The 14,786-nt window shown below is 58.5% G+C and carries 13 protein-coding genes; 5 read left to right on the top strand and 8 right to left on the bottom strand.

Features of this window, described 5'->3' with window-relative positions:
* Window positions 1-120 precede the first annotated feature (120 nt).
* From AC1DTN_RS23065 to AC1DTN_RS23045, 5 genes are all read right to left on the bottom strand, one after another.
* A complete protein-coding gene (locus AC1DTN_RS23065) occupies window positions 121-426 on the bottom strand; it encodes a hypothetical protein (RefSeq protein ID WP_477922859.1) in 306 nt (101 codons plus the stop codon).
* 155 nt (window positions 427-581) lie between these two features.
* Entirely contained in the window at window positions 582-2,153 is a 1,572-nt protein-coding gene (locus tag AC1DTN_RS23060; protein ID WP_477922857.1) for a carboxylesterase/lipase family protein, read from the bottom strand.
* A gap of 738 nt (window positions 2,154-2,891) precedes the next feature.
* Window positions 2,892-4,994: a mechanosensitive ion channel domain-containing protein gene (locus AC1DTN_RS23055; RefSeq protein WP_477922761.1), complete on the bottom strand. Its 2,103-nt coding sequence runs from the start codon at window positions 4,992-4,994 to the stop codon at window positions 2,892-2,894.
* Between the two features lie 172 nt (window positions 4,995-5,166).
* Window positions 5,167-5,379 (bottom strand): hypothetical protein, encoded by a 213-nt coding sequence (locus AC1DTN_RS23050; RefSeq protein ID WP_477922759.1) that lies wholly within the window; start codon window positions 5,377-5,379, stop codon window positions 5,167-5,169.
* Window positions 5,376-6,179, bottom strand: coding sequence for a DUF2092 domain-containing protein (locus AC1DTN_RS23045; protein ID WP_477922757.1), 804 nt, complete (start codon window positions 6,177-6,179; stop codon window positions 5,376-5,378). Before AC1DTN_RS23045 ends, AC1DTN_RS23050 begins: the two co-directional genes overlap by 4 nt.
* Window positions 6,180-7,814: 1,635 nt before the next feature.
* Here AC1DTN_RS23045 and AC1DTN_RS23040 point away from each other — a divergent pair.
* On the top strand, window positions 7,815-8,144 hold the full coding sequence (locus AC1DTN_RS23040) for a hypothetical protein (protein WP_477922756.1): 330 nt from the start codon (window positions 7,815-7,817) through the stop codon (window positions 8,142-8,144).
* Between the two features lie 319 nt (window positions 8,145-8,463).
* Here the strand turns inward: AC1DTN_RS23040 and AC1DTN_RS23035 are convergent, their stop codons facing one another.
* The gene (locus tag AC1DTN_RS23035; protein WP_477922754.1) at window positions 8,464-8,796 is read right to left on the bottom strand and encodes a DUF982 domain-containing protein; all 333 of its coding nucleotides are present in this window, start codon (window positions 8,794-8,796) and stop codon (window positions 8,464-8,466) included.
* Window positions 8,797-9,154: 358 nt separating this feature from the next.
* A complete protein-coding gene (locus tag AC1DTN_RS23030) occupies window positions 9,155-10,045 on the bottom strand; it encodes a LysR family transcriptional regulator (protein WP_477922751.1) in 891 nt (296 codons plus the stop codon).
* Between the two features lie 196 nt (window positions 10,046-10,241).
* Here AC1DTN_RS23030 and AC1DTN_RS23025 point away from each other — a divergent pair, with 196 nt between their 5' ends.
* Window positions 10,242-10,487: a helix-turn-helix domain-containing protein gene (locus AC1DTN_RS23025; RefSeq protein ID WP_477922749.1), complete on the top strand. Its 246-nt coding sequence runs from the start codon at window positions 10,242-10,244 to the stop codon at window positions 10,485-10,487.
* Between the two features lie 150 nt (window positions 10,488-10,637).
* Here the strand turns inward: AC1DTN_RS23025 and AC1DTN_RS23020 are convergent, their stop codons facing one another.
* The gene (locus AC1DTN_RS23020) at window positions 10,638-11,732 is read right to left on the bottom strand and encodes a nucleotidyltransferase family protein (protein ID WP_477922855.1); all 1,095 of its coding nucleotides are present in this window, start codon (window positions 11,730-11,732) and stop codon (window positions 10,638-10,640) included.
* A 399-nt stretch (window positions 11,733-12,131) separates the two neighbouring features.
* Here AC1DTN_RS23020 and AC1DTN_RS23015 point away from each other — a divergent pair, with 399 nt between their 5' ends.
* The 3 genes from AC1DTN_RS23015 to AC1DTN_RS23005 all read left to right on the top strand — a co-directional run bounded on the left by AC1DTN_RS23015 (window position 12,132) and on the right by AC1DTN_RS23005 (window position 14,777).
* On the top strand, window positions 12,132-13,103 hold the full coding sequence (locus AC1DTN_RS23015; protein ID WP_477922747.1) for an alpha/beta fold hydrolase: 972 nt from the start codon (window positions 12,132-12,134) through the stop codon (window positions 13,101-13,103).
* A gap of 64 nt (window positions 13,104-13,167) precedes the next feature.
* The gene (locus tag AC1DTN_RS23010; RefSeq protein ID WP_477922745.1) at window positions 13,168-13,908 is read left to right on the top strand and encodes an alpha/beta hydrolase; all 741 of its coding nucleotides are present in this window, start codon (window positions 13,168-13,170) and stop codon (window positions 13,906-13,908) included.
* Window positions 13,905-14,777, top strand: coding sequence for an alpha/beta fold hydrolase (locus tag AC1DTN_RS23005; protein ID WP_477922743.1), 873 nt, complete (start codon window positions 13,905-13,907; stop codon window positions 14,775-14,777). The genes AC1DTN_RS23010 and AC1DTN_RS23005 overlap by 4 nt, the downstream gene beginning before the upstream one ends.
* Window positions 14,778-14,786: the final 9 nt, after the last annotated feature.

Below are 14,786 nucleotides of genomic sequence, written 5' to 3'. Positions count from 1 at the left end.
GCCTTTCAGCCCTTGACGCCCTGTTCACGGAAACAGGCCCGTCGTGCAACGTTTTCGTCCGCAACCTGATCCCAATCCTGAATACAACGCGATCGTCGCGGGTTTGGAACGAGCGCGACGTCACCGCCCAAGGTAAGGTCTACCGGGGTAGGGCCAACTTCGACCGGCTGCTGACCACTCGGCAGATCTACAATCTCCTCGCGCGTTATCGCGCCGATCGCACGGTGACGGCATTACTGCCTCGCACGACCGTCTCCGCTTGCTCCCGTGGTCGATGGGATCAGGCGCCATGCGAGGAAGCTGGCCTCGCCGTACCATCTTATGTGACAGTCGCCTCACGGGAGCCGCATCGAGGTCGAAGATGCCAGAGCAGTAGAGCGTGTCGCGATTCATCCGGACCACGTCCTGCTTGTCGATTGTTGTCATGGTCTGGCTATGGTTCAGTTTCCCAAACTCTCGCGTCTGGGACACCACCAGCATGGCCGGCCCGACCATTGCCATGAAACCTGCGATACCGGAGGTTGCGCTACCCCACGTCATTGCAAGATCTCCTCACCGTTTCAGATTTAGGTCATCCGTTCTCACTTGTTCGCGTCGAAAACCTTCTGCCACAGGTCGAGCCGTGCCTTCAAAGGGTCAGGCCCAACCACAATGCCATCGTTCGTGAAGTTGATTATGGTGTCCGCCGAAGGGTTGTGCCTGGGCCAGACCGGCCGGCTCTCTCCATTTGGGTCGCCGGTTTTGGCAAAGGCAACCCAATAGGCACTCGCCAGCTTCGCCATTTCCTTGTCGGCGTCGGTCACCTTGTCACGAACGATCGCTGCCGGAATACCGAACACGTAAGGAATTTCCATGCCATGCGGCGTTCCCTGCCATTGGGGATTGCTGCGCAGCGCCTCCGCCACATAGGAAAACCGATAGAGCCAGGTGGGCTGCCCCCTCGCCGCCGCCAGGTTCGCCAGGTTGCGCGAAGGCTCGACAAGGGTCCGGTCCGCAAGCGCCTGCTGCTTCAGTTCTTCGAGCGTCTCGCCGCCCTCAGGATCGTAGATGGCCTTGGCTTCGGCGGCGTAGTCGCCAAACAACGCAAACAGGTCTTCTTTCGTGGCCGCCTCGCCGACGTGGAGTTCACGATTGTTGGCGCCGATGATCATGGGCACCATCGCCTGCCGGCCGTCCTTGAAGGCAGCCTCTGGTGTATCGGTGAGGAACTTTCCGTCAACGATCGATCCGGCGAGACCCACGATGCGTTGTCCGTTTCCCAGAGCGGGAATGACCTCTTCGCCCGAGGCTCCTTCGACCAGCTTTTCGGCCGGAAGTGCCCGAAGCGCTTTGAGCGCTTCAGTTCCTTCGCGATTGACGCCGACATACCGTGCATAGGCGACCGCCGTCGCCTCCGCCTCGGCGCGCGGCGTCACCGGAATGGATGCGATCCGTCCCGTGGGTATGCCGGGCGACTCCAAAATTCCTGCCCGGAACAGGCCGCGCGACAGCGGCGAAACCAGGTGCGACATCACCGAACCGCCGCCGGCGGACTCGCCGAATATGGTCACCTTGGCGGGATCTCCGCCGAAGACGGCGATGTTGCGCTGAACCCACTTCAGCGCTGCAAGCTGGTCCATGTAGCCGTAGTTGCCGATGGGCTCGCCGGGAGATTCCTCCGCCAGGGCTGGGTGGGCGAAGAAACCGAGCCGACCCAGGCGATAGTTCATGCTGACGACCACGACGCCTTGCGCGGAGAGAGCGTCGCCCGGATATTGGGCGGTATTACCCCGCACCAACGCCCCACCATAGATCCAGACCATCACCGGGTAGGGTTCGCGAAATTCCGCCGCCGGCCGCCAGACATTGATCGTCAGGCAATCCTCGGATTTCGGCAGATCGTCGGTCTGCATGCAGGCCGGCCCGAACTTGCTGGCCTCCCGCGCCCCCTCCCACGGCGTCACCGGCTGAGGCACGCGCCAGCGCAGCTCGCCGATTGGCGGCGCGGCGTAGGGAATGCCCTTGAAGCTGATCACGTCAGTTGCCGCAACACCGTGAACTACCCCGCTCTCGACCTTGACCGTCGCAAGGTCGGCGGCGACCGCCGTGGATACCATCAGGGCGGCCATGACGATGCTGGAGAGCAGAAACCGAAAGGATACCTGAAGATACATCGACATTTGTTCGGCATCCTCTCTTAACGGCCGTGTCTGAAGGACAGTAAACCCGGACTTGCACTTGGAGTAGTAATAGCATCTGGTTCACCACGCGAAAGTAGCGAACTTGCTCGATTTCGGGAAAACATGGTGATCAGCCTGCGAGAATAGAGGTTTTTCGCCGCAACGGCCCGAATTCGCAGCTGTCTGTCGGAGTCCAAATGTAATCTCCGGTGAGACTGATATGCTGCCACCCAAGCCGGGTGATATGTTTGCTCCAGCAGCCGCGTGCGAAACAGGCCGATATTTCGCCGGAGAATGAACCGCTGCACAGCAGCCTCCCTCCCGCTCTGTAATCGTCACCGATCTCGTCTTGATTGGCAAGATAAGTGTACTACAGCCCTCGGCCTGCGCGCCAGCTTAGTGGCTGAAGCCAAGACGACACGTGCTGAACGGGCATATGCTCGACCGAACTTGGCGGCCCGCTCCGCAACCGCCTAGAACGAGACTTCAATGTCGCGATCAGTCGGCCGATCTTCCACATGGTGCAGGCTCAGCGGAAAGCGGAAGTGGAGCCACATCTGCATACGCCATGAACTCAGTGGGAAACGATGACGCTTGTAACGGGGCATCGTAACATGAGTCGATGGTTTCGGGCGCATGCCGGCAAATACCGTCGCAAGGCGACGCCACCCTTAATTTCCGTCACCGATCAAAACCGTTAGCGGGTAGTCACCCTCCCACACCCCAGATTGGTCACGCTGCGGCTTCTCCCTCTGCGATCTCGGCAGCCTGAGCCTTCTTCATGCCTTGTTGAAGCTGGAAGGCGGCGGCGGCTTCGCCGCCACCTTCCACATGTACGGTGGGGACCGCAATTTTGATGCCGTTCTCGTCAAATGCCTTCTTGATCATCATGAAAGCACGCCGCCTGATGGCAAACTGCACGCCCGGCTTGGTCATGAGCTTGAGCCTCAGTATGATTGCAAAGTCGCCGAAGCTGTCAACGCCCTGCATTTTCAACGGCTCGAGCGTATCTGCGGCGAATTCCGGATCTGCCGCCAGGTCCTGACCTACCTTCTTGATGACCTTGCGTGCCAACCCAATGTCAGAATCGTAGGTTACGTTGATCGTCATTTTGTCGATCACCCAGTCCCGGCTCATGTTCTGGATCGCACCAAGCTGTCCAAACGGAACCGTGAAAACGGGTCCACGATGATGCCTGAGCCGCACCGATCGCAGGCTGAACGATTCGACGGTGCCCTTGTAGCTGCCACTCTGGATGTATTCACCGACGCGAAAGGCGTCGTCCAGCATATAGAAGACCCCGCTCAAAACGTCCTTGACCAGGGTCTGCGAACCGAAGCCGATGGCGACACCAAAGATGCCGGCGCCTGCAATCAAAGGCGCGATCTGCACACCCAGGCCTGACAGGATTGTCAGCACGGCGACCGCGCCGATGAAAACTGCCAACGCATTGCGAAATATGGGTAGCAACGTACGAAGCCTGCCGCTGCGTGCCACCTCGTCTGCGCTGCCGGCTGCATGCTCGGCAAGGTCCATCCGATAGGCGATCAGCGCCTTCGACGCTTGCCAAAGCAAATCGGCAACCAGCAGGATGACAATTGCATTTAGTACTCCGTTGACCACGATCGTACCAATCTGGCTACCGACCAAAGCGGCAGCGCTGAAGCGCCAGACATATGCCAGCCACGCGACCGCCGCTGCAATTACGAGCGCTCGGGCGCCCCTGACGATCGTCACGTTTAACAGGACGCCGAGAGCTCCCGTCAACTGCTTCCTATCGGCGAAGACTTGCGCCACGTGGCCGGCGCCGCGCGTCAGAGCTGGCAGGACCAGTGAATAGATGCCGACGAACAGCAGTCCGACGAGACCGGCAACCCATGCCAGCCACAGCAGGATGAGATATAGAGTAAGCAGCGAGCGCACGACGGGAGCGGCGGATGTGCCGGGCCGTCGCCAAACCGCTTCGATCGCGGTCGCCAGAATACCCAATCCGAATGCAAATGACGCGAGCCTTGCTACGTCTATGGAGAAGCCCAATGAGGGCATGAGGCTGACAACGGCCCAGCCGGCCAACAAGAATCCGACAATGATATTGACTCGCCGAAGCCAGAAGCACCCGGCTGCATCAATTTCCGCAATAGGCGTTGATTGATCTGATGAGCCGCTGCCGGCGCCCCCGAAAGCAAACAGCAATCGCACGATCGTGTAGACGATCCGGAACGCGATGAAGGCAAGAAGCAGTGTCAGTACGACCTTGCGCAGCAGCAGTGGCCAATCGAATGTCAAGAACGAGCCGACGCTCGCCAACGCAAACGTCAGCACCTCTACGGCGTCCAGCGCAATCGTCTTTTTGGAGTCCTCTCCCACTCCCGGCGTTCTCACGCGGGTGAGCGCGCGCCGGATCAGCCACTCGGAGCCGAAACCGACCATAAGTAAAAGCGCCAAAATACCGACGATCAGCCCCGGCCTCCCCGAATTCACGTCACGTGTGATCACAGCAAGGGCATTCGCCAGTTCCGCCGGTACGCGGGTAATTGCATTCGCAAGGGCAGCGATACGACCCTCGACGGCCGCCTCCCAAATCGAGATTGCTTCCGCAACCGAAAAGCCGGGCCCTGCGACGGGGGTTATAACCTTCCCTTCCAGCCACGCCTTAACTTCAGGATTGCTTGCCAGTTCGAGGAACTGTCGCACCTTCTCGGGCGGGGGATCGTCGATCGCAATAGGTTGCGCCCACGATGCGCTTTGCAGAATCAAGAGGGTAATTGACGCTACAATGCAGGTCCGGAGACTAGCGGCAGCGACTAGAAGCCAGGATAAAAGCTTGATCATCATTCCGCCTCACCCATAGACAGCGATGCCGCCCTAACACCCTGTGCCCTGCCGGAGTGGCCCCATCAGCAGGACAGGCCGCACCGCTGCTTCCTGGTGACCCCAGCGGCCATGTTGCGCTGTACCCAATAGCTCGAAGGCAATGAGCCTGTTTGGCTCATACTCGTCCGCTGGATTAACAGTAATACACGCCGACGGCACAGCGGCGCACGGTGCGACGCGCCACTCCGGCCGCGCTGACCGGCGTCATCGGACGCCCGACCCTGGCTTCGGCGGAAGAGACAAAACTGAACGTATCCAGAGGCGGGAGGCGATCCAACGCCTCCACTCCGACAAGACCGGCGCCGCAGATGAACAGCGCGAGCTTCAAATTCTTTAACGTGGTCATTCGACGCCTCCTGGTGAGAACTGGTTGGGCAACTCATCGATATCGGTGAGGTTCTTCAGGTCGATCTTCCTTGCGCCGGTTTTGTTGGCGAAGGCAAAGTCAGGCGCGGCGACCTCGCTACCGGTCTTCCAGTCGCGGATCTGGACGCTGTATTGCGGCCCCTGGTCCACTTTCTTGGAGGTGATCACGTATTGGCATGGATAGGGGTGCTCGCCCTGGGCGATCCATATCTGCCAGTCGACCTTCTTGGCGCGGAACGCCAGATGATCGCATTCGACGCCCCCGATTACGCCGCTGCCGAGATCCTTGACGTCGACCACATCACGCATAAGCTCTTCGTACACGTTCGACTGCAGAAGATCGGCGCCAGGGACGTGCCGGTGATAGGTGTCCCGCAGCTCATCGACCAAGTGATCGATCGTGCCGGGGATATCAGCTTGAGCGTAGAGATTGGCGTCCTTGCCAAGCAGCGTCAGTGTCTTGCCGTCGAACGTCATCTCGACATTGGCAAATCCACCGTGTCGGTTGGCGCGCAACTTGTCCGGCCGGCTGAGGTCTACTGCGCCAGAACTGGCCAGGAGAAGCTTCTGGTGATCCTTGGTGACGATCTCGAGGTTAGTATCGTACGAGAACGATATGGCCGTCTGCTCAGCCATATAGTCAGACATGGCCTTGAGCAGGCTATTGGGGTCCGCCTCATTGGCGCTAGCGCCAGACACTGCACCCAAGGCAAGAAAAAGGCTCAATCCTGCAATTGGCTTCGCGGCTCTGCGCTTGCTCGTTTTCCGGGGGCGAGGCATCTGATCAATCTCCGTTCAGATTTTAGGATCGTCTAATTTAGCCACGGTGGCATTGATTCATGTCAACGAAGAAATCGCCCAATGGTGGCTGAACTTCGGATGTCGGGTCACGAAAGACGACACCCCAGATCGAAGCCGCTAGAGCGGCGATCCGCCGTATAGCGCTGCGATCAAGATGAGACGAATCTCACCTTGATTGCCGCTACGCACCGCCGCAACGGTCATTGCGCAGGCCACGTCAGGCCATCAGGCGGATTGATTACCGGCGTATCGTCACCTGTGGGTTAGGCAATCCAGATGCGATTTAGGTGGCGTCGCGAGAGCAACCATTCGCTTCCAGTTGAAAAGCGATCCATGAGCATGTGATTTCATCGATCCGGCAAGGCGCTGGGCGTCGCAGTATCGTCTGGGGTCTCATTCGAAGCCCGGCGGAGCGGAAAGCCAGTTCTTGCCGGATTTTCCTCGCTGGTATCCGAGTTTGTAGAGTTGATGCATGTAGTTGAGATCGAACGGTTCTTGGATTCGACGTCGAATTGATTGGGAATGAGCGCGAGATGGTAGGTGAGGCCGTCCCGCTTGGCACCTAGATATCAATCCACGCGCGAGTTCATCAGCTCGCAATCTCAAACCTGAGCATTTCCGGCCTTTGGGGGCAACTCCAGCTGCTGACGCGAACTCAGCACGAAAAGGGTGTCTTTCCCTGACCGGGAGGCACCCTTTTCAACTAGCCTGCTCCTTGGCCAACAAGTCCCGCAGCCGTTCTAGGATTGAACGCCATCTCTCGTGCCGATTAATCTCTTGATCGACTGCCCAAGTTCCCAATCTAGCAATCATTGCCCGCTTTACACGCAGCTCTTTTAGGTAATTCGAATGGTCCTTGATCCGAAGATCAAGCATCCTGACGCGGGCTTCCCAAGTCATGACTGCACTCCCCATGACTTACAACTTAAAGAATACCACAATGAAAGACTGAAGGCATCTCCCAACTATGACGGATAGCGATGATGTGCAGTGGGGTTAACCCCAATTGGCGGCTTGCTCCAAAAAGCTCGTCTGAACCATATTCTCGCGCCGACTCCTTCGACCGGTTGACATTACACCCAACGGTTACCCGGAATACCAGGGGTCGGCGCCTCCCCAACTTTTTCTTCCGATGACGAAAACCACGTACTTTAGCGGATATCTTTGCGAAGTCGGTGGAGGCACTTTGACGAAGCGTCGAGAATGGGTCGTCACCACGGCGTAGGCTTTGGCCTCGGCCCGGCGCTATTTCCAAGTTACGCCGGGCCGAAAAGTTGTAACCGAGGCTACATCCAACCCACTAGTTTAAAGAGGGCTGCCCACAACAGCAGAGATATCGCCGCGGCGACGAGCAGATGATGAGCGCGTGTCATCTTGACTTCCTCCTCCCAAAGGATCTCACCCATCATGAGCTGATTCGCCACTTAAGGCAGTTGAAATATTCGCGCTTAAGATGATGGGGCGATGGGGCATCACGAAGGTCGGCAGACTTAAAGGAGTCACGATCACGATCTGATCACTCAGACGCTGCTTTGTTGGGGCGGTGGGACGTTGCTATTTTAGACGGATTAGCTATCTCGCCGAGCTCAGTGGAACACGGGGTCGGAAGAGACAATGAGTTGGACTTCCTTCGAATCTGGAAAGCTGCAGAAACTCAAGTACAACAGTCAAGACCAGAGCCTTGAGATCGTATATCGCGATGGCGATAAGGCTCGCGCAGAAGGCATCAGCTCCGGCCGATATGAGGAACTGATTTCAGCATCGGTGGAAGATCGAGACATCTTTTTCACCAACCTGATAGAACCCCATGTGACATGGCGACGATCTGTCCGTCGTATGCCCAGTATCCCGCCAGGAATTATCGCGCTTGCGTTGCTCGTAATCTGCTCTTCCTGGCTTTTCTTCTGGTTCATGGACCACCTGATATTCGTGATGAAGCGCTGAAGCCGCAAACCACCGCCAAGCTGCCGAACTTCCCGAGGATTTCCAACGAAGTGGCATTTGCGGGTGGTTGCCTTTGCGGGCGATGTGGATCGCCAGCCGGTCCGTCGAACTTAAGTTCGGCGAAATGGCGCGGATCGCTCGGCGAATTGGCCTTCAGCACGGCGAGCGCCAGCTCGACGCGGTCGGGCATCGGATCCAGCAGCAGGTTCGGCTGGCGGGGTCACGCCGCTTTCGTACGCAGCCCTTCAAGGGCTTGTCTTCGGAAAGTAGTGGCTTGGAACGGGGTCGATTGATCATCTGGGGATTACATCAGGGATTTCTAGAGAAATGTTGTTTTGCGCATCGGCGAGGCTTTTGTCACCAGTCGAACATCGGCCTTCGTCTCTTCCATGTCGGTCGCCAGAACATGCATCCTCGATACATGGGCGGCCTCGACAAAGCCGCGCACGCTCCGGATTCCATAAGGCGCATGGCGTCCATCGAGGTCGCCACCCCATGATGGAAGGAAGCCGGGTCGTTTTCGGGATGCGCCCTTTTCGCCCATCAGAAAGGCAGCGAGATCTTCGACGCTGTGGGCCTGGCGATATCGTGCTATGCCATCTGTCTCGACGTGAAGCGGACGGATCGGTGTCGAATTCTGAAGACTATTCATGACGCAGTACCTCTCGATGTCTCGACAGACTCACATGGGATGGGATTCGAATGAGTCGAGTCGATGATCGCTGAATCCGCGAGAAATGGATCGCACGCACAGCGTGATCGCCGATTCGCTTGGATCGATCAAACACACAAAGAAGCGTATCGGAGCTTTCAGCATAGCGGCGGCGCCCGAGCGCCGGAAAGCGGGAATTCGCGTCACACGAGGGCGTGGCGAAGAGCAGCCGCAGGAGCATCAGCGAAGCGGTCCGAACGAGATGCGGGACCGACTGCCCCACGCCCTCGTGTTCCGCTTTTCGGCCGGCCTCGCAGACAATCGCCACCGCCGCAACCATCGACCCGCCGCCCTTCCCTCACCTGCCCGGCCGCGCGAGCGATCGTGCGATATCGATGATGTCGTCACGCGAGGCGGTTGGATCTTCCCTGTTCCATGCGACACCGAGACCGATCTTGAAATCGATCCCCCTCACCTTTTTCAGTTCAAACCCTCGGTTCGGCAGATCCTGCGTCCATTCCGGCACGAAGCCGATGCCAAGACCGGCAGAAACCAGCGACACCAGCGAGAACGTGTCGTCGCATGTATAGGCGACATTGTCCGTCAGATCGTGCGCCTCGAATTTTTCCGCGAAATACCTTTCGCTGTAAGAGAGGTTCTGGCGGGAAAAGGAGATGATCTTCTCATTGCGCAGATCCTCGATGTCGATCTCGCTCCTCAGCGATAGTGGGCTCTCCCTGGCAACCGCCAGCAGGTAACGCTCATGGGCAATCGAGAAGAAGCGCAAGGAGCCGATATTCTCCACCGGCCTTATGAAACCGAGATTGATGCGGCCTGCCTCGATATGGCGGATGATGTCGTCGGTGGTGCCGCTTTCGATATGCAGGCGGATATCGGGATACTTGCGGGCAATGCGCGACAGGAAGGACGGCAGCACGCCGATGGTGGCAGGATAGACGGTGCCGATCGCAATCCTCTTCGCCGTCTTGCCGGCCACCGAGCGGGCAATCTCGGTCGACAGGTCTACCTCGCTGAGGATCCTGACCGAGCGCTCGTAGAAGGCTGCCCCTGCCCTTGTCAGCTCCACCCGCCTGGTCGTGCGGATGAACAGCTGCACGCCGAGCTCCTTCTCCAGTGCCATCACCGTATTCGACAGCGCCGGCTGGGCGATATGCACTTTGGCTGCCGCCCTGCCGAAATGCAGTTCCTCGGCCACCGCAACGAAGTAGGATAGCTGGCGCAGTTCCATGTGACCACCGGAGCAAGAGGACGAGAATGCGCTTCCGCACGAGAACGGCGGATTCGAGACGGATTTCAGGTGCAGAAAGGCGTGCTTCCTCTGGCTAAATAGCCACACAATGCCTACAAGCGTATTCATAGATGCTTGGCGAACGCTGGTCAAGCACTTTTCGCTACACCTGTATTCATTTTTTTGGTCGACCTAAATGGCAGCACTCACTCCGGAGGCAAACAGGGCAGCCCGCGCTATCCTTAAATGGTCGGTAAGAGAGCTCGCTGACCATGCCGGAGTTGCTTTCTCTACGGTGCATCGATTTGAAGCTACAGGACTCGCGACCGAAACGACGAAAGACAAAATCAAGGCGGCGTTCGCTTTGCACGGTGTCGAGATAACCAACGGGGACTACACCGGCGCGCGTCTGCTGCTCAAACGAAAATCGGAACTGGAGTAGCCTATTGGCTCCGGCTCACCAAGCGCTTCGTGAAGCTGTGCGGGTGGTCGTAGACGCAATGGTCGCCTTGAGCGGACTCGAACTCTCGGCACCAGATTTGTCTCCACTTCGAATGAAATCAACTGCTTGGCTTTCGAAGCCGAGGACGGCCTATTCCCCAAACGGAAGTTCAATTTCTTCGCGGATTTTTTTTGCGCCCTCGATCAGGACCGCGCTGAACCGCTCGGCATCTTGTGCCGGCAGCATTCCCGCCCCGGTTCGAATACCTTCTTGCCACGCGGGCCCGCGCTCCCATGCTTCGTTGTAGACGAGCGCCAAGTCAGCAGATCGCCTTGTCTGCTGCAGGGCTTCAAAGAGCAACGCAGCTTGACGAATGTCCTTCTCTTGCTTTGCCGGCCCCTGCCCGTCAGTGTGTCGGCGACTGGCGACGATGAGCTTGTGGACCGCATAGCGGGACGGATCAGGGACGACAACTGGGACACCACTTCGGTGGAGCAGCATTGTCCTGACAGGTTCCCTTATGAGGAAGTCGAGAAAGCGTAATGGATCCGCGCTGGCGCCACCAAGGGCGGGCATCTTCGCCGGCTGGTCGATGTAGTCATCCGAACCGCGGTTAGACGTCAGGAATTCGACCCGGTAGCCGTCCGCATTCTGAAACGCCGACGAGGCCGCGGACCCCGATCGATGCGGAACTGGCCGGAAGCTGGCGTCGACGCCCTGCAGCAGCTCAACGATCGGGGGTAGGCTGTCTTCAACCTCCCGACTGATGGCATAGTCCTGGGCGATGTCCGCATCGCCCGTCAGGATTGCAGCCATGGGAAGCCGGACCCCCAGCAGTCCCGAATAGCACTGAAAGGCTACCGTGCCGATGAGGACGCCCCGGAGCCGGAAAAGACCGCCATCGGCAAGAGCCTCGACGATGTCGCCCGACATGGCGTCAGGGGCAATCATCCCGCCTTCGCGGATGAGGGTATTTACCAAGCGCCTGCGAGCGCGTAGATCGTCCTTGTCCCGCTTATGATCAGCTACGCGCTGCGCGATATCCGGATCATCAGCAGAACCGACGTAACGACGTTTCGTGCCACCATGTCCATCTGGGATGTCGAAGTACCAGTACTTGCGCCCTTTGATGTTCGCCGGGGTGAACCGACCTTCCGGAGGGAAATCGGCCGTCCAAGCGGCGTCGAGCGAGCGCTGACTGAGTTCGGCGAGCATCGTCTGATACATGAGGTCGATGGGCTTCATAGGCTTGGCTCCGGCGTTATACCGTTTTTCAAAAACAGTATAACGGTCGAGAGAATAGGCCGCAAGATAGGATGCTAGCCCTATCGCCTTGAACGGAATCGGACCCAGAACCAGCAAACCCAAGAACCTATCTTGCTGATTTCCCGCGGAAATGTCCTCTATAATCAACATAGTTTGCGGTCGCTAAAAGAGCCGGGCAAGCGGGCAAAGCCTCCTTTGCTCTAAAGGACCGGCTTTCGTTTGGAGCGAGTAGTTCATGCTGCTCGTTGCGCCTTTAACCGCGGCCGACTGTCCAACTTTTTACCCTTATTTATCCCAGGTCCGAAGACCGGCGATGCTAGTCCTTTTTCCAGAGGCGCTGATGTGGATCGGCACCCAATTTTGAAAAAGGAAAACATCATGAAAAAACATCTTCTCACCACTGTCGCACTTCTTATTGCCATCTCTCCCGTTGCGGCCGAAGCCCGCTGCGTGCCGAATGACGCGGTCATCGCCGCGAACGCTGTTCCCGTAATTCAGTACAAAAACACGACGATCGACGGCGTGAAGGTCTTCTATCGCGAAGCCGGCCCGAAGGACGCGCCGGTCCTCCTGCTCCTGCACGGATTTCCGACCTCGTCACACATGTTCCGCAACCTCATCCCCCTGCTCGCTGACCGCTACCGCGTGATTGCGCCTGACTATCCCGGCTACGGCCAGAGTGACGCGCCCGACCACACCAAGTTCGACTACACATTCGCGAATCTGACCAACATCGTCGACAAGCTGACCGAAAAGGTCGGAGCCGATCGCTACAGCATGTACGTCATGGATTACGGCGCACCGATTGGATATCGGCTCGCGCTCAAACATCCCGAGCGGGTTGAATCGCTGATCGTGCAGAACGGCAACGCCTATACCGAGGGTCTCGCCGCATTCTGGGATCCGATCAAGGCCTATTGGGCCGAACAGACGCCGGTACGCCGGGAAGCACTTGCCGGCCTGGTCACGCTCGAGACCACCAAGTTCCAATATACCGACGGTATGGGTGATGTTGCACATATCAGCCCCGACAACTGGGTCGTCGATCAGGCATTACTTGATCGCCCGGGCAACAAGGATATCCAGCTGGATCTCCTGGGCGACTACGGTAGTAATGTGCCGCTTTACCCTCAGTTCCAGGCCTTCTTCCGCGAGCGCCAACCGCCAACACTGATCGTCTGGGGCAAGAACGACAAGATCTTCCCCGAACCCGGCGCGCACCCCTATCTTCGCGATCTCCCGAACGCCGAGATGCATATTCTCGACAGCGGCCATTTCGCCCTGGAAGACAAGCTCGACGTGATGGCGCCGTTGATCCGCGACTTCCTCGACCGCAAGGTTTGTAACTAATCCAGAGTTCATCCGCTCCGCGGGGCTAACGGCCCCGCGGCCAACCCCCTCAAAGGAAAAGATCATGACCAATCCTCTTTCGGGCACCCAGGCGGCTGGGGAGCCAGCCCGTTCGATCGTCCTCGTGCACGGCGCTTTTGTCGATGGCTCCGGATGGCAACAAGTCCATAGCGAACTTGTAGACCGCGGGTTCGAAGTGCTTGTCGCCCAACACCCGACGACCTCACTTGAAGGTGACGTTGCGACCACCGAGCGTCTTATCGCATCGGCTCGCCATCCGGTGCTGCTGGTCGGCCACAGCTACGGCGGAGCGGTTATCACCGAAGCCGGCGCCAATCCCAAGGTCAAGTCATTGGCCTACGTCGCGGCTTTCGTGCCGGATGTCGGCGAGTCCGTCGCAGCGCTGAATGAAGCGCCGGAAGAGCCCGGCGAAGCGAAGGCGCCGTTGTTGCCTCCGCAGGATGGCTACCTCGTTGTGGACCCGGCCCGTTTTTCGGAAGCGTTTGCTGCCGATGTCGATCCCGCCACCACGCGGTTCATGGCTGCCGCCCAGCTACCCTGGGGCCTTGCGGCGGTCATTGCGCCCCTCACTCATGCCGCATGGAAGACCAAACCCAGCTTCTATCTCGTCGCTTCCGCCGACAGGATGGTACCTCCGAGTGCGCAGCGCCGCATGGCTCAGCGCGCGGCAGCCGCGATCACTGAAATCGATAGCAGTCACGCCGTGATGATGTCGCACCCGCAGGACGTCGCAGCGTTCATCGTAGCAGCAGTCGTAAGCACTATCCGGAAAGCCGGACAATGACCCGGCCCGTCACCTACCACCGAACCACCAGCATTGCCGGCGTCAACATATTCTACCGCGAGGCAGGAGAGCGCGGCGCACCTGTGGTGGTGTTGCTGCACGGCTTTCCAAGCTCTTCGCACATGTACCGCAACCTCATTCCAGCGCTCGCTGACTGCTATCATGTGATTGCACCAGACCTTCCGGGGTTCGGTCTGTCGGAAATGCCTTCGTCGAGCGACTTCGAATATGACTTTGCCACGTTCTCAACCGTTGTCGCCAACCTTCTCGAACAGCTGGGTGTCGAGCGGTATGCGCTATATGTCATGGATTACGGTGCGCCGACCGGGTTTCGTTTGGCGCTCGCGCATCCCGACCGGGTTACCGCCCTGATCGTCCAGAACGGCAATGCCTATGAAGAGGGCATAGGGGACTTTTGGGCACCGACGCGCGCTTACTGGGCCAACAACGGCCCGACGAACCGCGACGCGATGCGGCCTTTTCTGTCGCTCGACGGCACACGCTTCCAGTATCTCACTGGGTCAAAGGACGAGGCGCGGATCGACCCCGCGTCGTGGCTGTACGACCAGCTCTTCCTCGACCGTCCGGGCAGCGTCGAAATTCAGTTGGACATCATCTACGACTATCGGACCAACGTCGCGCTCTATCCCGCCTTTCAGGCTTATCTGCGCGAGCATCGGCCTCCGACGCTGATTCTGTGGGGCAAGAATGATCCCATCTTCCTGCCCGACGGCGCGCGCGCTTACCTTCGCGACGTTCCCGAAGCCGAACTTCATTTCTTCGACACTGGACATTTCGCCCTCGAAGACACGGCGGACGAGATGATCCCCGTGATGCGCGACTTCCTTGCTCGAAATCTGACCAAATAACTCAACCCC

The organism is Rhizobium sp. 01T444, from assembly GCF_056398305.1.
Note: the sequence above shows the minus strand (reverse complement) of the source record. Positions and strands in the feature narration are given on the sequence as shown.